Source organism: Isoptericola sp. 178 (assembly GCF_030586525.1).
GTDB lineage: Bacteria > Actinomycetota > Actinomycetes > Actinomycetales > Cellulomonadaceae > Isoptericola > Isoptericola sediminis.
On the sequence record NZ_JAUQYN010000001.1, the window covers coordinates 809,658 to 833,021 of the forward strand.

Below are 23,364 nucleotides of genomic sequence, written 5' to 3' on the forward strand. Positions count from 1 at the left end.
TGTCGCCGCCCGCTGCTCAGTCGGGGTCGACGGGATCCAGCGGCTGCTCGTGGTCGTGGTTGACCGTGCCGCGACGCCAGTAGCCGGCGATCGACATGCGATCCGCGCCCAGGCCGAGCTCCCGGCGCAGGTGACGGCGCACGGGCACCAGGTCCCCGGCCTCACCCAGCCCGACGACGTACTCCCCGTCGTCCAGGGGACCCAGGGCACGGACCGCCTCGGCGAGCTGGCCCGGGCCGTCGGTGCGGTAGAGGATCTCGACGTCGGCACCGCCGAGCTCCGACTCCACGAACTCCTCGTCGACGTCGTCGCCGATCTCGACGATCGCGGTCACCCGCACGTCCGGTCCGACGGCCGCGACCCAGCGGGCGGCGGCGGGCAGGCCGGTCTCGTCGACGGCCAGCGTGAGTCGGTCGACGCCGTCCGGCACCCCGTGGCTGACGTGCGGTCCGGCGAGCACCAGCTCGTCGCCGGCCTCGGCCCGGGCGGCCCAGGCCGACGCCTGACCCGCGTTGCCGTGCAGCACCCAGTCCAGGTCGACCTCGGCCGCGCCGTCCCGCGTCCGCGCGTCGCGGACGGTGAGGTCGCGGGACACCGAGACGCCCGCGGTGGGCCGCTGCAGGCCGCCGTCGGGGGCGAGCGTGGGGGCGTGCAGCTCGCCGGTGGCCGGGTCCGGCAGGAAGACCTTGACGTGGTCGTCCGGGCCGGGGGCGCGCAGAGCGGCGAGGGACGACGGCGCGGCCGGGTCGGCGCCGTCCACGTCGCGCAGGGTCGTGCGCACCATGGACCCGGTCAGCTCGTGCACGGCGTGCACGCGGACCCGTCGCGGGACGAGGTCGAACGAGGAGCGGGGTCGGGACGACATCTTCCGATTCCATCACGCCCGACGCCCAGCCCGACCCGTACGGCGCACCGCCGCCCGCTCTTTCGCAGCAGCCCTTCCACCCGCCCACGGGCCCCGGATGACCTCGTCGTCCGACGTGCTGACCGGTGTCTGCGGGATCAGCCGGCGCCCGGTCCGCCGGGGCGGCGGACGTCGAGCGACGAACCGCGAGGTCGGTGACACTGGAGGGGTGAGCGATCCGTACCAGCCGCCTCAGCCGGACGAGCCGACCCCGCCGTCCGGCGCGAACCCGCCGCCCGGGTACGGGCAGCAGCCGCCCGGCTACGGGCAGCAGCCGCCCGGCCCCTACGGCACGCCCCCGCCGGAGAACCCGCAGCCCGGGCAGCCGCAGCCCGGCTATCCCCCGGCGGGCTACCCGCCGCCGTACGCACCGGACCCCCCGGGCAAGGTCATGGGGATCGTCGGCTTCGTGCTCGCGTTCGTGTTCGCCCCGGCGGGCATCGTCGTGTCCGCGCTGGCGCTGTCGGACTCGAAGAAGGTCGGCTACGACAACGTCCTGGGCAAGTGGGGGCTGTGGTTGTCGATCATCTTCACGTCGATCGGCGTGCTCCTGGTGATCGGGTACCTCGTGTTCTTCATCGCCGTGTTCGGGACGATGGGCACCGAGATGACCGTGTCGTCGGGCGTCCTGTCCGGCGTCTGATCAATCAGCTTGCGTCTCTTGCGACAATGAGAGGTCGTGAGCACCGAGCCCTCCCCCGCCCCGCAGCCCGTCGGCGACCCTGGCCGCCCGACGGGCGGTAGCCGACGGCGGCGCCGCGGCCGCGGGAAGGGGCGCGGTCCCGGCGCCGGGACCGCGGGACCGACCCGTGTGAGCCGTGCCGAGCTCGACCGTGCCGCGGAGATCCGGGACGCCGTCGTCGTCCCGGAAATCACCTACCCGGAGCAGCTCCCCGTCTCGGCCCGACGCGAGGACATCGCCGCGGCGATCCGCGACCACCAGGTGGTGGTCGTCGCCGGCGAGACCGGGTCCGGCAAGACGACCCAGCTGCCCAAGATCCTGCTCGAGCTGGGCCGCGGGCGGGCCGGGCAGATCGGGCACACGCAGCCCCGACGCATCGCCGCGCGGTCCGTCGCCGAGCGGGTGGCCGAGGAGCTCGACGTCGAGCTCGGCGGTGTCGTCGGCTACCAGGTGCGGTTCACGGACACCTCGTCCGACGAGACGCTGGTCAAGGTGATGACGGACGGCATCCTGCTGGCGCAGATCCAGCGGGACCCGGAGCTGCTCGCCTACGACACGATCGTCATCGACGAGGCGCACGAGCGGTCGCTCAACATCGACTTCCTGCTCGGCTACCTGTCCCGGCTGCTGCCCCGGCGCCCGGACCTGAAGCTCGTCATCACCTCCGCGACCATCGACTCCGAGCGGTTCGCCGCGCACTTCTCCCCGGCCCACCTGGCCGAGGTCGGTGGCGCACCGCCCGCCGTCGTCGAGGCGCTGCCCGACGCCGCCCCCGTCGTCGAGGTCTCCGGCCGCACCTACCCGGTCGAGATCCGCTACCGCCCGCTGGTGCCCGACGCCGAGCAGGGCACCGGGAAGAAGAAGGCGGCCGGCGGTGACGAGAAGGACCTCGTCACCGGCATCGTCGAGGCCTGCGACGAGCTGATGCGCGAGGGGTCCGGCGACATCCTCGTGTTCCTCTCCGGCGAGCGCGAGATCCACGACGCCGCCGACGCCCTCGAGGGGCACCTGAAGGAACGCGTCCGCGACCCGAAGCGCCCCGACCACGTCGAGATCCTGCCGCTGTACTCGCGCCTGTCGTCCGCCGAGCAGCACCGTGTGTTCCAGTCCCACCCGGGCCGGCGCATCGTGCTGTCCACGAACGTCGCCGAGACGTCGCTGACGGTGCCGGGCATCCACTACGTCGTCGACCCGGGCACCGCCCGCATCTCGCGGTACTCCAAGGCCACCAAGGTCCAGCGCCTCCCGATCGAGCCGATCAGCCAGGCCTCCGCGAACCAGCGCTCCGGGCGGTCCGGGCGCGTGGCCGACGGCATCGCGATCCGCCTGTACTCGCCGGAGGACTTCGAGAACCGCCCGGAGTTCACCGAGCCTGAGATCCTGCGCACCTCGCTCGCCTCGGTCCTGCTGCAGATGATCTCGGTGGGCGTGGTCGGCTCCCCCGACGACGTCGCACGGTTCCCGTTCGTCGAGCCCCCGGACACGCGCGCCGTCCGCGACGGCGTGAACCTGCTGGCCGAGCTCGGCGCCCTCACCCTGCGCGACGGGGAGACCCGGCTCACCGACGTCGGACGCCGGCTGGCCCGGCTGCCCATGGACCCGCGGCTCGCCCGGATGGTCCTCGAGGGGTCACGGCTCGGCGTCGCCCGCGAGGTCGCCATCATCGCCGCGGCGCTGTCGATCCAGGACCCGCGGGAGCGTCCCGCCGACTCCCGCGAGCAGGCCGACCAGTCGCACGCCCGGTTCACCGACCCGACGTCGGACTTCCTCACCTATCTGAACCTGTGGGAGTACCTGCGCGAGCAGCAGCACCAGATGGGCTCCTCGGCCTTCCGCCGGCTGTGCAAGAGCGAGTACGTCAACTTCCTGCGGGTGCGCGAGTGGCAGGACGTCGTCGCCCAGCTGCGGCAGATGGCGAAACAGCTCGACGTCGACATGCGCTACCGCCCGGCCACCACCGGCCCCTCCGAGACCGACGGCGCGGCGCCGGACGCGGAGAGCTGGAAGCGGCCCTGGGACGGCGACACCATCCACCGGGCGCTGCTGTCCGGGCTGCTGTCCCAGATCGGCATGCAGGACACCGGCGAGATCAAGGCGTCCTCCGTGGCGCACCTGCGCGGGGAGGCCCGGGCGCGGGCGTTGCGCCAGGCCGCCAAGCGGGCCCGGAACGAGTACCTCGGCGGACGTGGCGCCCGGTTCGCGATCTTCCCCGGTTCCCCCCTGAGCAAGAAGCCGCCGGCGTGGATCATGGCCGGCGAGCTCGTCGAGACGTCCCGGCTGTGGGCCCGCGACGTCGCGCGCATCCAGCCCGAGTGGGCCGAGGAGCTCGCCGGCGACCTGGCCAGACGCACCTACTCCGACCCGCACTGGTCGACCAAGCAGGGTGCCGCCATGGCCGTGGAGAAGGTGCTGCTCTACGGCGTCCCGATCGTCGCGGACCGCAAGATCCTGTACGGCAAGGTCGATCCCGAGGCGGCACGGGAGATGTTCATCCGGCACGCTCTGGTCGAGGGGCAGTGGACCACGCACCACGCCTTCTTCGCCGAGAACCGTCGGCTGCTCGCCGAGGCCGAGGAGCTCGAGGCGCGGTCGCGTCGGCGCGGGCTGGTCGCCTCCGAGGACGACCTGTACGCGTTCTACGACGAACGGGTCCCCGAGTCCGTGGTCAGCGCCCGGCACTTCGACTCCTGGTGGAAGAAGGCCCGCCGCGACGACCCGGACCTGCTGACCTTCACGCTCGACCAGCTCGTCGACGCCGAGGCGGTGGACACCTCCGAGTTCCCGGAGACGTGGACCCAGGGCGAGGTCACCCTGCCGCTGACCTACCAGTTCCAGCCCGGGACCGACGCCGACGGCGTCACGGTCCACATCCCGCTGTCGATCCTCAACCGGGTCTCCCCCGACGGGTTCGACTGGATGGTGCCCGGGCTGCTCGACGAGTTGTGCACGGCCACCATCCGGTCGCTGCCCAAGGCCGTGCGCCGCGAGCTCGTGCCGGCACCCGACGTCGGCGCCGCCGTCGCCGGCTGGCTGCGGGAGAACACCCCCACCTGGGAGGACATGACCCGAGCGGGCGACATGGCCTCGCCGTTCCACGTCGAGTTCTCCCGGGCCGTGCGGGCGCTGCGCGACGTGGTGATCCCGGACGACGTCTGGGACGCCGAGCGGGTCGAGCGGCTGCCCGCGCACCTGCGGATGACCTTCCGCGTCGAGGGCCCGGCGGACACCACCGGTCCGGACGGCGACGGCCGCGCACGCGACGGCGGGCCGGCCGGGGGCGGACGACGGCGGAGGTCCGGCGGGAAGAAGCAGCGCGGACGGGGCGCCGCGCGGTCGAGCGGTCCCGTCGTGCTCGACGAGTCCAAGGACCTGCTCTCGCTGCAGAAGAAGCTCGCGCCGCAGGCGGAGGCCGCGGTGCGGTCGGCCGTGAAGGGCGCGGTCGGCGTGGCGCTCGAGGAGGCGGCGCGGGCCACCTCAGGTCGCTCAGGAGCGCCCGGGGTCGAGGCGTCGGACGCGCCGCCTCGCTCACGGGCCCCGGGGAGCCCTCCGCTACGGCTGGACGGCGGCGCATCCGACACCCCGACCCCCGGCTCCGCAGGTTCGTCCGGGTCCGGGCGGTCCGACGGCGGTACCAGCGCCGGGGCTTCCGGTGCTGGGTCCGTCGTGGCGGAGCAGGCGGGGCTGACCACGTGGCCGGAGCTGCCGGGTGGTGAGCTGCCCCGGACGGTGTCCACGGATCTCGGCGGGGGCGTCGTCGTGCAGGGGTACCCCGCGCTGGTCGAGGAGCCGGGGGCGAAGGGCTCGCCCCCGTCGGTGGCGCTGCGGGTGCTGGCCGCCGCCGCGGAGCAGGACGAAGCGCACGCCCGCGGGGTGCGCCGGCTGCTGCTGTCCGAGACGGCGCTGCCGACCGGGCGCATCACCTCGCGGTGGTCCGCGAAGCAGTCGCTGACGCTGGCGGCCGCCCCGTACCGGAACACCGACGCCCTGGTCGACGACCTGCAGCTCGCCGCCGTCATCGCGCTGACCAGCGCGGACGAGGACAAAGCTCCCGGGACGCCGACCGGCGGACCCGTTGCTGTACAGATTCGTGATGCGGACTCGTACGCGAAGGCCCTCGCGTTCGTGCGCCGGCACCTGGAGGACGAGGTGCACCGGGTCGTGGGCCACGTCGTCGCCGCCCTCACCGCCTGGCGGACGGTCGAGAGCGAGGTCAAGGCGTCCTCGTCCCTCGCGCTGCTCAACACCCTCCAGGGCATCCGGGAGCACGTCGCGGGCCTGGTCCACGACGGTTTCGTCTCCGCGACCCCGCCGCGCCGCGTGCCGCATCTCGTGCGCTACCTGCGCGCTGCCTCGTACCGGCTGGAGAAGGCCGAGGCGAACCCCCACCGCGACGCCGAGCTGGCGTGGCGCGTCCAGGACGTCACCGGCGTGTACGAGAAGGCGCGCGAGGCCTACGCCGCCGGGGCCGCCGACCCGGCCCGCGCCGCCGAGCTGGCCGAGGTCCGGTGGCTGCTGGAGGAGCTGCGGGTCTCGCTGTTCGCCCAGCAGCTCGGCACCGACGGGTCGGTCAGCGAGAAGCGGATCCGCAAGGTGCTCACCCCCGGAGGCTGGTAGGCGGACCTCGTGATCAGGGTCGGACCAGGGCGTTCCCGGATGCCGGAGCGTCGTCGTCCCGCCTAGGGTCGGACCATGAGCAATCCGCAGAAGGACTCCGCAGCCAGTTCCCGCAAGCTCTACCGCCCGCGCCAGGGCCGAGTCATCGGCGGCGTGTGCGCCGGCATCGCGGACTACTTCGGGTGGGACCGGACCCTCGTCCGGGTCCTGACCGTCGCGTCCATCTTCATCCCCGGCCCGCAGGTGCTGGCGTACATCGTGTTCTGGATCCTCATGCCGGACGAGCGCAAGGCGTTCGCGGCCTGACCGGGGGCTGACCAGCGGGACGCGGTCACCGGCCGCCGACCGGCCCGCGGCTCATCGCTCGGAGGTCGACAGGCCCGACGCCGCGCCGAGCCGCCCCTGCACCGCGTCCATCCGCTCGAGCACGGGGGTGGCGTCCGCGTCCAGGGGTTCGCTCGCCACGTAGGCCGCGCGCAGCACCTCGACCTGCTCGCGGATCGCCTCGCGCACCGCGGACCGTTCCGCGGCCTCCTCGAGACGCTCGAGCAGCCGCAGCAGCGCATCGAGCGCGACCGGCGCGTCCACCCCGTAGGTCCGCAGCGCGGTCACGACCGACCGGACGAGCTCCTCCGCCGTCGGCCACGGGACGACGAGGCGCACCGTGCCGTCCGCGTCGGTCCGCCCGCGCGGCGCCGGCTCCCGGGACACGACCCGGACGAGCCCGTTGCCCAGCGCGTCCAGCGCCGAGGCGGCCGTGTACGGGTCGTTGGCACCCTGGGACAGCGCACGGACGGCCATCTCCGTGAGGTCCTGCACGGCGAAGCCGACGTCCTGGTGCGGGGTCCGGGCCGGTCCGAGGACGACCCCGGTGCGCACGGCGTCGGTCAGGCCGTCCAGGTCGCCCCGCACGCGGGCGAGCGGCTCGCCCTCGATCACGTGGTCCCCGGGACCGACGACGAGCTCGATCCGCCCGTCGCAGGCCTTCGCGCTCCGCACCAGCCCGGCGAGATCGACGTGCTCGACGTGACCGCTCCCGTTCGCCCGCACCTGCGGCGGTCCGTCGAGCTCGGCGTCGGCCGTGACCTGGTGGTCGGCGGGGTCGGCCGGGAACACCCGGTCCACGGCCGTCTCGAGCTCGTGCCGGACCCGCTGCTCCAACGTGGTCACCTGGACGGACTGCGCGATGTGATGGATGAAGAACACCAGCACGGCGACGTTGACGACGGCCAGGACGATCGCGAGGTGGATGGCGAGGGTCGGGACGGACTCCCCGGACCCCTGCGGCTGGATGTCGCCCAGCACGACGAGGGCGTACAGGAACGTCGCGGTGAAGGTCGCCAGCACCCACTGGTTCGCGCGGTCCGCCATGAAGTTGCGCACGAGCCGCGGCCCGTACACCGAGGACGTGGTGGCCATGACCGAGATCGTGATCGAGAAGGACGTCGCGGCCACGGTCAGCACCGACCCCGCGATGGCGGTGAGGACCGCCCGCCCCCCGTCGGCGCTGAGGGAGTCCAGCAGCGTCAGGGTGATCCCGGCATCCTGCAGGGTCCGGTCGACGACGACCATCGCCCTGGCGGTCACGAGCGCGACCGCTCCGAGCACGGCGGGCAGGAACCAGAAGGACTCCCGCGCACGGGACAACCAGGCGCTGATCATGGGCTCACCGTAGCCGGGCGACGGAGTACGGTCGAAGAAGGCGACGGCGGCCCGATCCCAGGAGGACGACATGAGGATCACGCACGAGCAGGGTGACATCACCACCGCCGCGGTGGACGCGATCGTCAACGCGGCCAACTCCTCGTTGCTGGGCGGCGGCGGCGTGGACGGCGCCATCCACGCCACGGCCGGGCCGCGGCTGCTGGAGGCCTGTCGCGAGCTGCGACGTACGACCCTGCCCGAGGGGCTCGGGGTGGGCGACGCCGTCGTGACACCGGGGTTCGACCTGCGGGCCGACTGGGTGGTCCACACCGTCGGCCCGAACCGGCACCGGGGCGAGACCGACCCCGAGCTGCTCGCCTCCTGCTTCCGCACGTCCCTCGGACTCGCGGCGGACGCCGCTTCCCGCACGGTCGCGTTCCCGGCGATCGGCGCCGGCGTCTTCGGCTGGGACGCGGAGGACGTCGCGCGGATCGCGGTCGAGACCGTGCGGGTCTGGGACGAGGAGAACCCGGCAGCGCTCCACGAGGTGCGGTTCGTGCTGTTCAGCGCGGAGGTCCGAGCGGCCTTCGCCCGCGCCCTGGACGGATGAGCCGGGCGGACGTCGGTGGCGTGCGGCAGGCTGCGGGCATGACCACGGCTGCACGATGCTTCGGCGACGGCGACCCGCTCTACGCGGAGTACCACGACACCGAGTGGGGTCTCCCCGTGCACGGGGAGAGCGCCCTGCTCGAACGCATCGCGCTGGAGGGGTTCCAGTCGGGACTGTCGTGGCTGACGATCCTGCGCAAGCGCGAGGCGTTCCGTGAGGTCTTCCTCGGCTTCGAACCGGCAGCGGTCGCGGCCATGACGCCGGACGACGTGGAGCGGCTGATGTCCGACGCCCGCATCGTGCGCAACCGGGCCAAGATCGAGGCGACGGTCGCGAACGGCAGGGCCGTCGTCGCCCTGCACGCGGCGGGCCGGAGCCTCGACGAGCTGTTCTGGTCCTTCGCCCCGCCGCCGCGGGACGAGCGCCCCGCGACGCACGCCGAGGTCCCCGCCACGACACCGGAGTCGGTCGCCCTGGCGAAGGCCCTCAAGGCCGAGGGGTTCCGGTTCTTCGGGCCGACGACGGCGTACGCGGCCATGCAGGCGTGCGGGCTGGTCGACGACCACCTGGCCACGTGCCCCGTCGTCACCGGTCAGGGGGTCGCGTCCGGGCGATAGCGCTCGGCGTCCCCCGGTGACACCTCGTGCCCCGGGTGCCCGGCGGTCCGGCGGTCCTGCTTCATCCGTGCCTCGGCGAGGTGCCGCACACCTCCGGCGAGCTCCTCGCGGGCACGCCGTTCGTGGTCGCGGAACACCTGCCAGTACCCGTCGTCGTACTCCTCGACGATCTGGAAGGTCCAGCGGCCCGGGAGCACGTTGCGGCCGACGAGGTCGTCGGCGATCCGCCGCGCCACCTCGTCGTGCCCGGCCTCGCGGAGCTGGTCGACAGCGGCGCCGAGCGCTAGGTCCGCCTCGCCGGTGAGCTGGTGGAAGGTGTACAGGTGCCCACGGGCGCGCTCGACCGTCTCCAACGCCTCGCTCAGCGCGCCGAGCGCCTCGACCGTGGCGTCGGAGACACCGGGGGGCGTCGTGTGCTCGCCGTCGGGCAGGTCGGTGTCACTCATCGCTGCATGCTAGGCACGGCTGCCCGCTGCTCACCCCTCGGAACCCCGGCCGTCGCGCAGGGCCCGTCGCGCCGCGGACCAGGCCCCGGTCGACCACAGGGCCAGCGCCACGAGCACCGGCTGGAAGAACAGCCGGCCGAAGCGCTTGGCGTCGGTGTCCAGGCCGAAGCCGTCCCGGTGCTCGAGCCACTGCGCCACGTTGCCGGGGAAGATCACGACGAAGAAGGCCGCCGCGACGAGCCCCACCGCGACCTTCCACCGGGACAGGGCGACCAGGGACCCGCCGATGACGATCTCGACGACGCCCGAGGCCAGCACCGTGACGTCCTCGTCGACCGGGAACCATCCCGGCACCTGAGCCTGGAACTCCTCCCGGGCCACGGTGAGGTGCGCGACGCCGGCGCCGAGCAGGGCCGTGCCGAGCCAGAGTCGGGCGATCGTCCGGGGCAGCGAGGTGGGGGTCGGCCTGGTGAGCTCGGCGAGGTCCATGCCGCCGATCGTCGCACCGGCGCCGCGACGGTGCAGCGTAACGCGCGCGGACGGCTCCGACCTGGTCGAATGACGCCATGGATGAGTTCTCGCAGGACGCGGTGACCGGAGCCCCCCACGACGACCTGCGCGCCACCCCGACGGCGCACCCGTCCCAGCGCCCCCACCTGGCCGCCGTCGTCGAGGACCGCCTCTACGCCGTCGCGGGCCGCGTGCTGCGCCGCTTCGGCTGGCGTCCCCGGTTCCAGGTGTACACCGGGTACGGCTCGCCCGAACGAGTCCGGGTGCTGGCCCGGATGCTCCTGGCCCCGGCCGGCGCGTCCCGGCGCGACGAGCGACGGCCGCTGCGCCGCGGGTTCCGGCACTTCCTCACGGTGCCGGCACCCGACAGCCCGGTCCGGGTCCGGATCGGTGAGCACGAGGTCGAGGACGTCACCGACCGGTCCGGGTACGTCGACCTCGAGCTGGACCTGCCCTCCCGGGAGCCGTTGCCGGCCGGGCTGCAGGAGGCCGAGCTGTCCAGCCTGGGGTCGCCGGACGGACCGGAGGTACCCGCCCCCGTGCTGGTCCTCGGCCCGGAGACCCGGTTCGGCGTCGTCAGCGACATCGACGACACGACGCTGGTCACCGGTGTCCCCCGTCCGCTCCTGGCCACCTGGAACACGTTCGTGCGCCGGGCGGGCTCCCGCCGCGCGGTGCCCGGCATGGCGGCGCTGTACCGGGAGCTCGAGGAGACCCATCCCGCGGGCGCGTTCTTCTACGTCTCCAACGGCGCCTGGAACACGGCCGGGGCGCTGCGGGCGTTCCTCGCGCGGGAGGACTACCCTGCCGGGCCGATGCTGCTGACCGACTGGGGGCCGACGCTCACCGGGTGGTTCCGCAGCGGCCGGGAGCACAAGGCCGCCAGCCTCGACCTGCTCATGTCGTGGTTCCCGCACGTGCGCTGGCTGCTCGTCGGGGACAACGGGCAGCACGACCCGGAGATCTACGCGGAAGCCGTCGACCGGTGGCCGGACCGGATCGCCGCCGTCGCGATCCGGCAGGTCGCCGGGGCGGACCGCGCCCCGGTCACCGACCCCGCGTCCGGGACGACGGACCCGCTGGACGACGCGGCGGCCCCGACACCGGTGATCCGGGGCGAGGACGGCACCGTCCTCGCGCGGGGTCTCGGCCGGGTGCCCGGGGTGCTCCGGGACTGAGTCGCGCGGTGCCGTGCTGACTCGCCGAGCCTGGTACTGACTCGCGCCGGGATGCAGCCGGCCGGCCGGCGGTGGTCAGGCGCCGAGCTCCTGACCGCTCATGGCGTGGATCGAGGCCATGACCTCGTCGGTGAGCTCGCGGCGGGCCTGCGCCGGCCGCATGCCGGCGGGGAGCTGCCGCTGCGGCGCGATCGGTGTCCCGAAGTCGACCTGGATCCCCCGGTACGGACGGGGCAGGCGCCGGCCGACCGGCTGGACCCGGTCGGTCCCGCGCAGCGCCACCGGCACGATCGGCGCGGGTCCGGCCAGCGCCAGCCAGGCCACACCCGTGTGCCCCTTGTGCAGCCGGCCGTCGCGGGACCGGGTCCCCTCGGGGTAGATCCCGAACGCGTCCCCGCGCTGCAGCACCAGCAGGGCGTCCTGCAGGGAGCGCTGTCCGGCACGGGGGTCCTCGCGGTCCACGGGGATGTGACCCATGGTGGTGAAGAACCAGCGGTAGACGCGCCCCTTGAGCCCCCGACCGGTCCAGTACTCGGCCTTCGCGATGAACGTGACGTGCCGCGGGGTCACCAGCGGGATGATGATCGAGTCGATGAACGACAGGTGGTTGCTCGCGAGGATGACCGGCCCGCGTCGCGGCACGTGGTGCAGCCCCGTGACCCGGGGCCGCAGGAACACGTACACCAGGAGCGACAGGATCAGCTTGAGGACGCGGTAGGTCACCGGCCTATTGTGCCCGAGCCGGTCCGGCGACCGTCCGCGCCGACGGCTCAGCCGAGGCTGACGAGGTAGTCCTCGGCGTCGTCGTCCCAGGCCAGCTTCACGGCACCCGCTTCCTCGGCACCGCGGCAGAACTGCAGGAAGCCCCGGTAGCCGAGGGCCTTCTCCGAGAAGTCCGGACGCTGCTTGCGCAGCAGGTTCTTCAGCCCGGACAGCGGCGTGCTGTCCCCGGCCTCGCCGACGACGACCCGCAGCAGGTCGAACGCGTGGGCGCTGTCCGGCTGCGCGGGCAGCTCGACCACCGGGTCACCCGTCGACGGTCCCTCGGACAGCACGACGAAGTCTCGGTCGGCGAGGTAGCGCAGGAACTCCGTGAACGTCCGGAACCCGTAGTCGGACTCGGTGAACGTCGGCTCCTTGCGCACCAGCGTGCGCTTGAGCTGGGACGCCGTGACGGAGCCGGACGAGGAGGCCTGCAGCCCGGCGAGCGTCTGGGCGACCTTGACCTCCATGCTCGGCGGTTCGCCGGCGGGGGTGTCGTCCTCGTCGACCTCGGGCGCCAAGGTGGCCTGCGGCGCCGGTTCGGGCGCCGGCTCGGCCTTCTTGCGTCGGCTCTTCGCGGCCGATGCCGGGGCCTCGATGGCCTCGGCGGCCGTGGTCGTGGTCCGTCGGCCGCCACGAGCCGTCGCCCCCGTGGCGGCGCCGGACTTCCTGCCCGACGACTTCTTGCGCGCTGACTGCTCGGCCTCGTCGGGCACGTCGACGCCCTCGAGGCGGTCGTAGAAGAGGAACTCGTCGCAGGCCCCCGGCAGCAGGCGGGACGTGGACTTCTCGACGCCGACGCCGATGACGTTCTTGTCGAGCTCGCGCAGCTTGGTGACCAGCGGGGAGAAGTCCGAGTCGCCGGTGCACATGACGAACGTGGTGATGTAGTCGCGCTCGAACGCCATCTCGATCGCGTCGACGACCATCTTGATGTCGGCGGCGTTCTTGCGCGACGCCCCCATGCGCTGCGGCATCTCGATGAGCTCGACCTGGTGGCGGGTCAGCATGCGGCGGTCCTCGTCGAAGTAGGACCAGTCGGCGTACGCCCGGCGGGTGACCACCCGGCCGCGCACGGCCAGGGCGTCCGCGATCGGACCGAAGTCGAACTGCATCCCACCCAGGTGCTCCCGGGCGCCGAGCGCCAGGTTCTCGTAGTCGAGGAAGACGGCCAGGCGCTCTTCACGTTCCATGGCGCCACACTATGCCCCGCGCGAGCCGGGGGTCGTCCCGGGACGGCCGGAGCCGACGTGAGACGCTCGACGGACCGGCAGGTCCACAGCCCCAGGAGGTACCCGTGCGCGCGATCGTGTTCACCGAGCTCGGCGGACCCGAGGTCCTGCACCTCGCCGACGTCCCGGCACCGGAACCGGCCGCCGGCCAGGTCCGCGTGCGGGTCGAGGCCGCGGCCGTCAACGGCTGGGACCTCAAGACCCGCGCCGCCCGGATCCCCGGTGTTCCCCTGCCGGAGTTCCCCGCCGTGCCGGGGCTGGAGGTCGCGGGTGTCGTGGACGCCGTCGGCGACGACGTGACGGGCGTGCGGCCCGGTGACCGGGTCGTCGGGTTCGCCGACACGGGCGGGTACGCCGCGCTGGCCCTGACCTCCACGTTCGCGCTCGTCCCGGACGGCCTCGACCCCGCCCGTGCCGTCACGGTGCCCGTCTCGGCGGAGACCGCGCACCGGGTCCTGCGCGTGCTCGGGGTGACCGACGGCGAGACCCTGCTCGTGCACGGCGCGTCCGGGTCGGTGGGCGAGCTCGCCGTGCAGCTCGCCCGACGCCGGGGGGCGACGGTGATCGGCACCGCCTCGCCGGCGAACCAGGACCGCGTCGCGGCGCTCGGCGCCACGCCGACCACGTACGGGCCGGGCCTCGTCGAGCGGGTGCGGGACCTGGCGCCGTCGGGCGTCGACGCGGTCCTGGACACCACCGGCGCGGGCGTCCTGCCCGACTCGATCACGCTGCGCGGCGGGACGGAGCGCATCGTCACCATCGCGGACCCGGCGGCCTCCGACCTCGGGATCACCTTCAGCTCCGGGGCCCGGCGCGACCCCGACGAGCTGGCCGAGGACGTCACCTCCCTCGCGCGGGGCGAGCTCACCACGACGCTCGGCGAGGTCCTGCGGCTCGACGACGCGGCACGCGCCCACGCGCTGGTCGAGAGCGGCCGTGGCGGGGGCAAGGTCGTCCTCACCCCCTAACACGTCTCATCATGCGACATCGCTTGTCCGCAGGCTGAACAGCGCGTAGGGTCGGACCCCGACAAGCCATCCAGAGCGGCCGAGAGTCCTGGCTCGACGACGCCGCAGCAACCCGTTCTCCGACGGAAGCCTCCCGAGGACGAAGGTGCTCAACACCAGGCCCGATGGAGTGACGCATGGTCGCCGAGGCATCCCCGCATCTCCCCGCGCCGCCGCGCCCGGAACCGTCCCGCCAGACGGTGAGCTTCGAGCTCATGCCGCCGCGGCGACCCGACGCCGCCCCGAAGTTCTGGGAGACCGCCCGTCGGCTCGTCGCCGCGCGCCCGGACTTCGTGTCGGTGACCTACGGCGCGGGCGGCGGGGACCGGGACACCGCCCGCGACGTCGTCTCCCGACTCCTCGCCGGCACGCCCGTGCTGCCGATCGCGCACCTGACCTGCGTCGGCGCCTCGCGGGAGAACGTCTCGGAGGTCGTCGACGAGTTCCTCGAGGCCGGGGTGCGATCCTTCCTCGCGCTGCGCGGCGACCCGCCGCGGGACCAGCCCGACTGGCGACCGCCCGCCGGCGGCGTCCACTCGGCCGTCGAGCTCGTGCACCTGCTGCGGGAGGTCGAGGCCCGGCGGTGCGCCACCGACCCGGCTGCCGCCGTCCGCGGCGCCGCCCGCCCGCTGACGATCGCCGTGGCCGCGTTCCCCGACGGCAACGTCCAGGCCGGCACGACCCGTGCCCAGGAGGTCCGGCGCCTGCTGGAGAAGCAGCAGGCCGGCGCGTCCTTCGCCGTCACCCAGTTCTTCTACCAGGCCGACTCCTACACCGACTTCGTCGCCGAGGCCCGCGCGGCCGGCGTGACGATCCCGATCCTCGCCGGGCTGCTGCCCACGACCGAGCCGCGCCGGCTCCGTCGCGTCGAGGAGCTCACCGGCGTCCGTGCGCCCCAGCACCTGCTGGACGCGCTGGACTCCCGGCCGGACCCGGAGGCGCAGTACGCCTACGGGACCGCGTACGGCACCGAGCTCGCCCAGCGGGTGCTCGACGCCGGCGCGCCCGGTCTGCACGTGTACACGTTCAACAAGCACCGTCCCGCTCTGGACCTGCTCGAGGGTGTCCACCTCGGCGGTCCGGCGTCCGTCCCCGTCGACGACGCCGACCTGGCCGGCAGGCCGTGGGTACCGAGCATCCCGACCCCCGCACCGGCCGCGCTCTGAGGGGACGGACCGCTGCCCGGGACGCACCCGCGTCCCGGGGAGCCCCGTCGTCCCGACCACGCGTCCCGGAGCCCGCGAAAGGACTGCTCATGACCGTTCCGACCACCACCCCGTTCCCCGGCGGCACCATCCTCGGCTACCCCCGGATCGGCCGCCGCCGTGAGCTCAAGCGCGCCGTCGAGGCGTACTGGGCCGGCCGCACGGACGCCGTCGACCTCGAGGTCGCGGCCGGCACCCTGCGCCGCGAGACCGTGCAGCGGCTCGTCGCGCTCGGTCTCGACCCCGAGGACGGCTCCGTCCCGGGTTCGTTCTCGTACTACGACCAGGTGCTCGACGTCGTCGCCCTGCTCGGCGCCGTCCCGGCCCGGTTCCGGGACCTCCTGGACGCCGACGACGGCTCCCTCGACCTCGACGGCTACTTCACCGTCGCCCGCGGACGCGGCGAGGACGCCCCGCTGGAGATGACCAAGTGGTTCGACACGAACTACCACTACCTGGTCCCCGAGATCAGCGAGACGACACCGATCTCCTTCGCCGACCACCGGGTCGTGCGCGAGTACGCCGAGGCGAAGGAGGCCGGGGTCACCACGCGGCCGGTGCTCGTGGGACCCGTGACCTTCCTGGCGCTGTCGAAGTCGGCCGACGACGCGGGCGACGGGTTCCACCCGCTCGACCGGCTCGACGACGTCGTCGCGGCGTACGCCGAGCTGCTGCGGGCCCTCGCCGCCGTCGGCGTCCCGTGGGTGCAGCTCGACGAGCCCGTGCTGGTGACGGACTCGGTGGACGCCGACCCGGAGCGGGTCGACGCCGCGATCGCCCGGGCCTACCGGGAGCTGGCGACCGGTCTGGCACCCGCGTCGGCGGACGACGCGCTGGACACCGTGCCCGAGCGACCGCGCCTCCTCGTGGCCGCGCCGTTCGGCGGGCTGGCCGCCCCGGGCGCCGACGGCCGGCCGGCCCGGGACGGGCTCGCGCTGCTGGCCGGGACGGACGTCGACGCCATCGCGATCGACCTGGTCCAGGGTGCGGTGCCGAGGGGCTCCGCTCCCGACGGCTCGGTCCCGGGCCTGGGCACGAAGACGCTGGTGGCCGGTGTCGTCGACGGGCACAACGTCTGGCGCACCGACCTCGCTGCGCGACGGGGCACGCTCGAGGCGTTGCGCGGGCTCGGCGCCCGGTCGTTGGCCGTCGGCACGTCGACGTCCCTGCTGCACGTGCCGCACGACGTCGACGACGAGACCTGGTCCGGCCCGTCCGCCGAGCGGGCCGGGCGGACCGAGGCGCTGCGCCGCTGGCTGGCGTTCGCCGACCAGAAGGTCGGCGAGGTGACGACCCTCGCCCGGGCCCTGACCGACGGGCCGGACGCGGTGCGCGCCGAGCTCGAGGAGGCGAGCGCCGCGCTGGCCGACCGGGCCGCCGCGACCGGCGTCGTCGTCCCCGCCGTCCGGGAGCGGCTCGCCGCGCTGTCCGCGACGGACTTCGCGCGGGGTGATCACGCGGGACGCGTCGCCGCCCAGCGCGAGAGCCTCGACCTGCCGCCGCTGCCGACGACGACGATCGGTTCGTTCCCGCAGACGGCCGAGATCCGCCGCACGCGGTCGGCGTGGGCGAAGGGCGAGCTGGCCGACGACGCGTACCGCGCCGCGATGCGGGACGAGATCGCCCGGGTGATCGCGCTCCAGGAGGACATCGGCCTGGACGTGCTGGTGCACGGTGAGCCGGAGCGCAACGACATGGTCCAGTACTTCGCCGAGCTGCTGGACGGGTTCGCGACGACGGACCTCGGCTGGGTGCAGTCGTACGGGTCGCGGTGCGTGCGCCCGCCGATCCTGTGGGGCGACGTCACGCGGCCCGCCCCGATGACGGTGGAGTGGACCCGCTACGCCCAGTCGCTCACCGCGCGCCCGGTCAAGGGCATGCTCACCGGACCGGTGACGATCCTGGCCTGGTCCTTCGTCCGCGACGACCAGCCGCTCGGCGACACCGCCCGCCAGGTGGCGCTCGCCCTGCGCGACGAGGTGACCGACCTCGAGGCCGCGGGCACCGCCGTCGTCCAGGTGGACGAGCCGGCGCTGCGCGAGCTGCTGCCGTTGCGGCGGACCGACCAGCCGGCCTACCTCGACTGGTCGGTGGGGGCGTTCCGTCTGGCGACGGCGGGTGCCGCGTCGTCGACCCAGGTGCACACGCACCTGTGCTACTCGGAGTTCGGCGAGATCATCGGCGCGATCGACGGGCTCGACGCCGACGTGACCTCGATCGAGGCGGCCCGGTCGCGGATGGAGGTCGTCCCCGAGCTGCACGAGGCCGGGTACGCGCGCGGGGTCGGCCCCGGCGTCTACGACATCCACTCCCCGCGGGTGCCGTCGACCACCGAGGTCACCGAGCTGCTGGGGCTGGCGACGTCGGCGATCGACCCGGGCCTGGTCTGGGTGAACCCGGACTGCGGCCTCAAGACCCGCGGGTACGCGGAGGTGGAGCCGTCGCTGCGGCACCTCGTGGAAGCCGCGCGGACGGTGCGGGCCGGCCTCTGACCGCACCGGGGTTCCGCCGGACGGTCGCACGGTCGAATGACCTGGACCCGGCCGGGATGCTGTGCGAGCATCGGTCCCGGCCCGCCGACCGGTGGGCCGGGACCGGAGTCGAGGAGCGAGTGATGCGGCGCGTCACGGGGAGCGGGGTGGCCGTGCAGGCCTGCTCGGCCGACGCCGCCCACCGGGTCCCTCGCCGCTGACCGCCCGGCCGGCGTGAGGGCCCGGCGTCAGCCTGCCCACTCCCCCGCCGACCGAAGGCACCCCATGACTCCCCTCACCGAGCAGCAGCTCCGTGCTGCCCTCGTCAACGCCACCCGCAGCGAACGCCAACGCATGCTCCCCCCGGACCTCGACGCCCAGCGGTGGGACCGCCTCGAGTTCCTCGGCTGGCGCGACCGCAAGCAGCCCCTGGCCGCCTATGTCGTGGCCGAGATCGACGGCGCGCCGACCGGCATCATCCTGCGCGCCCCCGAGACCAGCGCGCGGCGCTCGGCGATGTGCGCCTGGTGCGAGCACGCCGGCGACCCCGGCGACGTCGCTCTGTTCGTCGCCCGACGGGGCGGGGCGTCCGGACGGAAGGGCAACACCATCGGCACGCTGATCTGCACGGACTTCCGGTGCTCACGCAACGCGCGGCGTCGGCCGACCCTGGCCGAGGCGGGGTCCGACGACGACGCGGCCCGCGCCGCCGTCGTCGAGCGGCGCGTCGCGGGCCTGGGCTCGCGCGTGACCGCGTTCGTCGAGCAGGTCCGCAGCACCGCCTGACCCGCTCACGGCTGTGGGCATGAGATCCGCAGTCCCGGACCGCTCCGGTCTGCAGATCTCATGCCCACAGCCGAGGTGGTGCGCTCCTGTTCAGCGCTCGCTGCCGCCGATCATCGGCAGGCCGAACGCCAGCCCGACCGCGACGATCCCACCGGTGAAGACGAACGGGGCGAGCGAGGGGTCGGCCGTGGCGCCGACGCCGATGAGGACGAGCCCCGCGACGAACAGCACGAAGGACACGATGACGCGCCCGAGCATCGCCCCGGGGGCGTCGTTCTGCGGGGCTCGGTTGACCTGGAAGTCGCTCATGGGACCAGCCTAGCCCGCCGGGCGTCCGCGGCATCGGCGGCCGGTCCAGGTCGACGACGGCGTCACGGCAGCCGCGGGCGCCGTACCGCCTCGCCGGCGCGAGCCGGGTCGAGCTCCACCGGGCTGACCAGCACGGCGGGTCCCCGGTGCAGCACACCGTCCGTGACCGGCATGCACCGCACTCCCCCACGTCCCCGCATCGCGGCGTGCACCCCGGGGGCCAGCATGCGGTCCATCCAGGCGCAGGGGTGGGCCGGCCGGCCGCCGCGCAGCGTCACGGCCGAGCGGCGGGAGCGGATCTCGAACTCCTGCCCGATCAGCGGTGCCAGCTCGGCGCCGCGCAGCACCACGTTGCGCCGGGTCAGCAACGGGTCGAGCGGGCCCGTGCCGAGCTCGCGAGCGATCTCCTCGAGGGCCTCGGCCGCGAACACCGTCACCGCGGCGTCCATGTGGGCGGCCTTGCCGAAGAACCGGTCGCCCACGATCCCCCGACCCGCCACGACCTCGGCCTCGTCGCGGTCCGTCGTCGGGACGTCCGCCGCACCCTCGCGGGGACGCCCGAAGTAGGCGTGCTGGGAAGACACGAGCAGGTGCTCGATCACGACCGGGTAGTCGTACGCCGTCATGCCCCGAGTCTGGCAGCATCCGGGCGACGGGACCCCGCTAACCTGGCGGGATGCCCGCCGACACGCCGCCCGCCCTCCCCCGCCGCGTCCTCGTGGCCGGGACCTCGGGCGCCGGGAAGTCGACCCTGGCGGGTCGGATCTCGACGCTGCTCGGCATCACGCACACCGAGCTCGACGGGCTCTACCACGGCCCGGGATGGACGCCGCGAACCGCGTTCGTCACCGACGTCGAGCGCCTGGTCGCCGGGGAGTCCTGGGTGACGGAGTGGCAGTACCGCGCGGTGCGACCGCTGCTCCTCGAACGGGCGGAGCTGCTGGTGTGGCTCGACATGCCGGTCCGCGTCCGGATGCGGCGCGTGGTCACCCGGACCGTGCGGCGTCGGGTCCGCGGGACCGCGCTGTGGAACGGCAACCACGAACCACCGCTGCGCACGTTCGTCGGCGACCCGGACCACATCGTGCGCTGGGCCTGGCGCACCCGTCACGGGTTCCGGGGACTCGCGTCGCACGTGGCGGAGGTCGCGCCGCACCTGACGGTGGTCCGGCTGCGGAGCCAGGACGACGTCGAGCGCTGGCTGGCCGAGCTCGCGGGACGGGTCGGCCGTCCGGTCCCGCCGCCGCGTCGCGACGCCGACCGCCGGTCCTGAGAGCCGCGCGGCCTCACGCCTCGGCGCCGGGCGCGTACGTCCCGAACGACCACTCGTGCCCCTCCGGGTCGAGCACCCGGGCACGACGACTGCCCCACCCGGTGTCCTCCGGTGCGACGAGGAGCGTGCCACCCGCCTCGACGGCACGCGCGGCGAGCGCGTCGACGTCGTCGCTCACCAGGTACAGGCCCTGCCCGACGGAGATGCCCCGCACCGGGAGGCGACCGTAGTCGGCGTCCGCCGTCGCGACCATGAGCACGACACCGTCACGCACGAGCTCGCTGTGCACGACGCCGCCGTCCGCGTCGTCCTGCCGCGCGACGGTGCGGAACCCCAGGTGCTCCAGCCAGGCGATCCCGGCGGGCGCGTCGGTGTAGCTGAGGTAGAGGGCTGAAGACACCGGCGTCGTCCTCGGCACCACGGTGACCTCCTCGGGCCGACTCCGTCGTCGGCACCAGTGTCGTCGATGCGCCCGGGGACGCAACGCGGCGCACACCGTGAGGGGGCTAGGCGATCCGCCCGGCGAGCTCCTCGACGATCCGGACGTCGCCGTCGAGCCAGTCGACCTCCCACAGCGAGCCGGCGTCCAACCAGCGCAGCTCGTCGTGCTCGATCAGGGGCCGCGGGAAGCCGGTGGCCACCGAGGCGAGCCAGAGCCGCAGGACGTGCCGGTCCGTGATGATCCAACCGCCGTCGTCGGGCCCCACGACCTCGTCGCCGAGCTCCACCCGCACCCCGAGCTCCTCGTGCAGCTCGCGGTGCAGGGCGTCGACCGGGTGCTCCCCCGGCTCGGCCTTGCCCCCGGGGAACTCCCAGCGTCCCGCGATGGCCGCGGGACGGGTCCGGCGTGCCGCGAGCAGCCGGGTGGGCCGGTCGAAGGCATCGACGATCGCAGCGGCCACGACGAGTCGACGAGTCATGGCGCGAGTGTGTCACCCGCGGCGACGACGACGCCGTCGCGGAGGTCACATTCCGTCGACGTGCCCGCCCTGCCCACGACATCCCCCGATAGGGGGCAGGGCGTCCGGTGCCGACGCCTCAGCTGGACCGGATGCCCGCCCGGCGGGCCCAGGCCACCGCGTCGGCCCGCGTCGAGACGCCGAGCTTGCGGTAGACGCTGCGCACCTGAGACTTCACGGTGTTGCGCGTGACGAACAGCTTGCTGGCGATCTGCTCCAGCGTGACGTCCTCGGACAGGTTCGACAGCACGACCTGCTCACGACGCGTCAGGGTCGGCTTGAGCGTCGGCCGCTCGAGTTGAATGGCACTCATCGTTCCGCTCCTCCACGACGGCCGCCGATCGCTGACGATCGACCTGGGGATCTGCCGTCATGGATGTGAGAGGGGAACGGAAGACGATCATGACGCGGATCACGGCGAAGAAGTCTGCGCGGACGCCGTCATCGGGCACCGTCACGGCGTCACGGGCGGGAGCGCGGTCACGTCGTCGCAGGTCACCACGTCCTCGAGGCCGGGTGCCGCGGGCAGGTGTCCGATCATCACGATTTGGTCACAGCGCCCGCGGCCCCGGTCCGGAGCACCTCAGCCTGCGTGCTGCGCGTACTCCTCGGCGCTGAGCAGCTGGCCCTCGCCCGACACCTCGATCTTGAACAGCCAGCCCGCGCCGAACGGCTCGGTGTTGACCAGTGCCGGGTCGTCGACGGCGGTCTCGTTGACCTCGACGACCTTCCCGGACACGGGCGTGTAGAGCTCGGAGACGGACTTGGTGGACTCGATCTCGCCGACGACGCTGCCGGCCTCGATCTCGGCGCCCACCTCGGGCAGCTCGAGGTACACGACGTCTCCGAGCGCCTCGACGGCGTAGGAGGTCACGCCCACGGTCGCCGGGGTGCCGTCGTCGATCCACTCGTGCTCGACGGAGTAGCGCAGGTTGCTGGGGTAGTCGGCCATGCTGGGTCTCCTCGGTGGGTGGCTGGTTCTCGGACCGCGCGGCGGGGTCAGCCGCGACGGTAGAACGGCATCGCGGTGACGACGAACGGTTCGGCGCGTCCGCGCACGTCCACGGCGAGCTCGGTCCCCTCGGCGGCGACCTCCGGGCGCACGTACGCCATCGCGATCGGGTGGCCGAGCGTGGGCGACGGCACGCCGGAGGTCACGGTCCCCACCTGCTCGCCGACCTCGCCGTCGTCGGTGGTGCGCACGACGGCGTACCCGGACCGGGCCGGGCGGCGTCCGGTGCCGCGCAGGCCGACCAGGACGCGCTCCGGGTCGGCCTCGCTGCGGGCGGCGAGCGCGTCGCGCCCGACGAACTCCAGCGGCGTGCCGTCCTCGGACGTCTTGTCGAGCTTGACGATGCGGCCCGCGCCGGCGTCGTACGGCGTCGTGGTCGTGTCCAGCTCGTTCCCGTACAGCGGCATGCCGGCCTCGAGGCGCAGCGAGTCGCGGGCCGCGAGCCCGGCCGGCACCAGGCCGTAGGGCTCGCCGGCGGCGAGCAGGGCACGCCACAGCGCCACCGCGTGCGGGGCGTCGACCCAGATCTCGAACCCGTCCTCGCCCGTGTACCCGGTGCGGGCGACGAGCACGCTCTCCTCGCCGAACCGCATGCCGAGGCAGGCGTAGTAGCGCAGGTCGTCCAGCGACGTCCCGCCGGAGATCTCGGCGTCCTCGGTAAGGACCTCTCGGAGGATCTCCTCGGCGCGCGGACCCTGCACGGCGATCAGGGCGAGACCCGCGGAGATGTCCCGCACGGCGACGTCGAAGCCGGCAGCGCGCTCCAGCAGGGCCACGAGCACGGTGTCCGCGTTCGCCGCGTTGGGCACGGCGAAGTACTCGTCGGTGCCGTTGTGGTAGACGATCAGGTCGTCCAGCACTCCCCCGTCGTCGGCACAGATCATGGTGTAGCGCGCCCGCATCGGCCGCAGGGCGGAGAAGTTGCCGACCAGTGCGTGGTCGAGGAAGGCGGCGGCCTCCGGGCCGGTGACGCTGATCCCGCCCATGTGCGACAGGTCGAACAGACCGGCCGCCTCGCGGACCGCCCGGTGCTCGGCGAGGTCGGAGGTGTAGCGCAGCGGCATGTCCCAGCCGCCGAACTCGGTCAGGTGGGCGCCCAGCGCGACGTGCTCGTCGTGGAGCGGCGACTTGATCGTGGTCATG

Annotated in this window: 24 protein-coding genes and 1 riboswitch; of the genes, 11 read left to right on the forward strand and 13 right to left on the reverse strand. The window is 73.8% G+C overall.

What is annotated here, in order from left to right:
- Nucleotides 1-16 precede the first annotated feature (16 nt).
- Complete coding sequence (locus tag Q6349_RS03770) at nucleotides 17-865, reverse strand: siderophore-interacting protein (RefSeq protein WP_304602923.1); 849 nt, start codon at nucleotides 863-865, stop codon at nucleotides 17-19.
- Between the two features lie 208 nt (nucleotides 866-1,073).
- Here Q6349_RS03770 and Q6349_RS03775 point away from each other — a divergent pair, with 208 nt between their 5' ends.
- The 3 genes from Q6349_RS03775 to Q6349_RS03785 all read left to right on the forward strand — a co-directional run bounded on the left by Q6349_RS03775 (nucleotide 1,074) and on the right by Q6349_RS03785 (nucleotide 6,506).
- Nucleotides 1,074-1,547, forward strand: coding sequence for a hypothetical protein (locus tag Q6349_RS03775; RefSeq protein ID WP_304602924.1), 474 nt, complete (start codon nucleotides 1,074-1,076; stop codon nucleotides 1,545-1,547).
- Nucleotides 1,548-1,583: 36 nt separating this feature from the next.
- On the forward strand, nucleotides 1,584-6,200 hold the full coding sequence (gene hrpA / locus Q6349_RS03780; protein ID WP_370375596.1) for an ATP-dependent RNA helicase HrpA: 4,617 nt from the start codon (nucleotides 1,584-1,586) through the stop codon (nucleotides 6,198-6,200).
- 75 nt (nucleotides 6,201-6,275) lie between these two features.
- Nucleotides 6,276-6,506, forward strand: a complete 231-nt coding sequence (locus tag Q6349_RS03785) for a PspC domain-containing protein (RefSeq protein ID WP_171246750.1) — start codon at nucleotides 6,276-6,278, stop codon at nucleotides 6,504-6,506.
- A gap of 51 nt (nucleotides 6,507-6,557) precedes the next feature.
- Here the strand turns inward: Q6349_RS03785 and Q6349_RS03790 are convergent, their stop codons facing one another.
- Nucleotides 6,558-7,862: a DUF2254 domain-containing protein gene (locus tag Q6349_RS03790; protein WP_304602926.1), complete on the reverse strand. Its 1,305-nt coding sequence runs from the start codon at nucleotides 7,860-7,862 to the stop codon at nucleotides 6,558-6,560.
- 70 nt (nucleotides 7,863-7,932) lie between these two features.
- On the opposite strand from Q6349_RS03790, the gene Q6349_RS03795 reads away from it, so the two are divergent.
- Together Q6349_RS03795 and Q6349_RS03800 are read left to right on the forward strand one after the other, a co-directional pair.
- Nucleotides 7,933-8,454, forward strand: a complete 522-nt coding sequence (locus Q6349_RS03795; RefSeq protein ID WP_304602927.1) for an O-acetyl-ADP-ribose deacetylase — start codon at nucleotides 7,933-7,935, stop codon at nucleotides 8,452-8,454.
- Nucleotides 8,455-8,492: 38 nt separating this feature from the next.
- The gene (locus Q6349_RS03800) at nucleotides 8,493-9,071 is read left to right on the forward strand and encodes a DNA-3-methyladenine glycosylase I (protein ID WP_304602928.1); all 579 of its coding nucleotides are present in this window, start codon (nucleotides 8,493-8,495) and stop codon (nucleotides 9,069-9,071) included.
- Here the strand turns inward: Q6349_RS03800 and Q6349_RS03805 are convergent.
- Nucleotides 9,047-9,517: a hypothetical protein gene (locus tag Q6349_RS03805; protein WP_304602929.1), complete on the reverse strand. Its 471-nt coding sequence runs from the start codon at nucleotides 9,515-9,517 to the stop codon at nucleotides 9,047-9,049. The two genes, Q6349_RS03800 and Q6349_RS03805, sit on opposite strands and share 25 nt — an antisense overlap.
- Nucleotides 9,518-9,547: 30 nt before the next feature.
- Nucleotides 9,548-10,006, reverse strand: coding sequence for a hypothetical protein (locus Q6349_RS03810; protein WP_304602930.1), 459 nt, complete (start codon nucleotides 10,004-10,006; stop codon nucleotides 9,548-9,550).
- A 77-nt stretch (nucleotides 10,007-10,083) separates the two neighbouring features.
- Between Q6349_RS03810 and Q6349_RS03815 the strand changes: the two genes are divergently transcribed.
- Entirely contained in the window at nucleotides 10,084-11,205 is a 1,122-nt protein-coding gene (locus tag Q6349_RS03815) for an App1 family protein (protein ID WP_304602931.1), read from the forward strand.
- 75 nt (nucleotides 11,206-11,280) lie between these two features.
- Here the strand turns inward: Q6349_RS03815 and Q6349_RS03820 are convergent, their stop codons facing one another.
- Together Q6349_RS03820 and Q6349_RS03825 are read right to left on the reverse strand one after the other, a co-directional pair.
- Nucleotides 11,281-11,928, reverse strand: a complete 648-nt coding sequence (locus Q6349_RS03820; protein ID WP_304602932.1) for a 1-acyl-sn-glycerol-3-phosphate acyltransferase — start codon at nucleotides 11,926-11,928, stop codon at nucleotides 11,281-11,283.
- A 47-nt stretch (nucleotides 11,929-11,975) separates the two neighbouring features.
- Nucleotides 11,976-13,160 (reverse strand): NYN domain-containing protein, encoded by a 1,185-nt coding sequence (locus Q6349_RS03825; RefSeq protein WP_304602933.1) that lies wholly within the window; start codon nucleotides 13,158-13,160, stop codon nucleotides 11,976-11,978.
- 104 nt (nucleotides 13,161-13,264) lie between these two features.
- Between Q6349_RS03825 and Q6349_RS03830 the strand changes: the two genes are divergently transcribed.
- From Q6349_RS03830 to Q6349_RS03845, 4 genes are all read left to right on the forward strand, one after another.
- The gene (locus Q6349_RS03830) at nucleotides 13,265-14,167 is read left to right on the forward strand and encodes an NADP-dependent oxidoreductase (RefSeq protein ID WP_304602934.1); all 903 of its coding nucleotides are present in this window, start codon (nucleotides 13,265-13,267) and stop codon (nucleotides 14,165-14,167) included.
- A 63-nt stretch (nucleotides 14,168-14,230) separates the two neighbouring features.
- Nucleotides 14,231-14,338, forward strand: a riboswitch (SAM riboswitch).
- A 68-nt stretch (nucleotides 14,339-14,406) separates the two neighbouring features.
- Nucleotides 14,407-15,372, forward strand: coding sequence for a methylenetetrahydrofolate reductase (locus tag Q6349_RS03835; protein WP_370375359.1), 966 nt, complete (start codon nucleotides 14,407-14,409; stop codon nucleotides 15,370-15,372).
- A gap of 89 nt (nucleotides 15,373-15,461) precedes the next feature.
- Nucleotides 15,462-17,903 (forward strand): 5-methyltetrahydropteroyltriglutamate--homocysteine S-methyltransferase, encoded by a 2,442-nt coding sequence (metE, locus tag Q6349_RS03840; RefSeq protein WP_304602936.1) that lies wholly within the window; start codon nucleotides 15,462-15,464, stop codon nucleotides 17,901-17,903.
- 264 nt (nucleotides 17,904-18,167) lie between these two features.
- Nucleotides 18,168-18,668, forward strand: coding sequence for an FBP domain-containing protein (locus Q6349_RS03845; protein ID WP_304602937.1), 501 nt, complete (start codon nucleotides 18,168-18,170; stop codon nucleotides 18,666-18,668).
- A gap of 90 nt (nucleotides 18,669-18,758) precedes the next feature.
- Here the strand turns inward: Q6349_RS03845 and Q6349_RS03850 are convergent, their stop codons facing one another.
- Together Q6349_RS03850 and Q6349_RS03855 are read right to left on the reverse strand one after the other, a co-directional pair.
- Nucleotides 18,759-18,977 (reverse strand): hypothetical protein, encoded by a 219-nt coding sequence (locus Q6349_RS03850; RefSeq protein WP_171246728.1) that lies wholly within the window; start codon nucleotides 18,975-18,977, stop codon nucleotides 18,759-18,761.
- 62 nt (nucleotides 18,978-19,039) lie between these two features.
- Nucleotides 19,040-19,603 (reverse strand): MOSC domain-containing protein, encoded by a 564-nt coding sequence (locus tag Q6349_RS03855; protein WP_304602938.1) that lies wholly within the window; start codon nucleotides 19,601-19,603, stop codon nucleotides 19,040-19,042.
- 50 nt (nucleotides 19,604-19,653) lie between these two features.
- Between Q6349_RS03855 and Q6349_RS03860 the strand changes: the two genes are divergently transcribed.
- Nucleotides 19,654-20,250: an AAA family ATPase gene (locus Q6349_RS03860; protein ID WP_304602939.1), complete on the forward strand. Its 597-nt coding sequence runs from the start codon at nucleotides 19,654-19,656 to the stop codon at nucleotides 20,248-20,250.
- A gap of 13 nt (nucleotides 20,251-20,263) precedes the next feature.
- On the opposite strand, the gene Q6349_RS03865 is transcribed toward Q6349_RS03860, so the two are convergent.
- From Q6349_RS03865 to gcvT, 5 genes are all read right to left on the reverse strand, one after another.
- On the reverse strand, nucleotides 20,264-20,650 hold the full coding sequence (locus tag Q6349_RS03865; protein ID WP_304602940.1) for a glyoxalase/bleomycin resistance/extradiol dioxygenase family protein: 387 nt from the start codon (nucleotides 20,648-20,650) through the stop codon (nucleotides 20,264-20,266).
- Nucleotides 20,651-20,756: 106 nt separating this feature from the next.
- Nucleotides 20,757-21,170 carry a (deoxy)nucleoside triphosphate pyrophosphohydrolase gene (locus tag Q6349_RS03870; RefSeq protein ID WP_171246724.1) on the reverse strand — a complete coding sequence of 138 codons (414 nt, stop codon included), beginning with the start codon at nucleotides 21,168-21,170 and terminating at the stop codon, nucleotides 20,757-20,759.
- 118 nt (nucleotides 21,171-21,288) lie between these two features.
- A complete protein-coding gene (locus tag Q6349_RS03875; protein ID WP_304602941.1) occupies nucleotides 21,289-21,522 on the reverse strand; it encodes a LuxR C-terminal-related transcriptional regulator in 234 nt (77 codons plus the stop codon).
- Between the two features lie 270 nt (nucleotides 21,523-21,792).
- A complete protein-coding gene (gene gcvH / locus Q6349_RS03880) occupies nucleotides 21,793-22,161 on the reverse strand; it encodes a glycine cleavage system protein GcvH (protein WP_171246722.1) in 369 nt (122 codons plus the stop codon).
- A 47-nt stretch (nucleotides 22,162-22,208) separates the two neighbouring features.
- On the reverse strand, nucleotides 22,209-23,363 hold the full coding sequence (gene gcvT, locus Q6349_RS03885) for a glycine cleavage system aminomethyltransferase GcvT (protein ID WP_304602942.1): 1,155 nt from the start codon (nucleotides 23,361-23,363) through the stop codon (nucleotides 22,209-22,211).
- Nucleotide 23,364 lies beyond the last annotated feature (1 nt).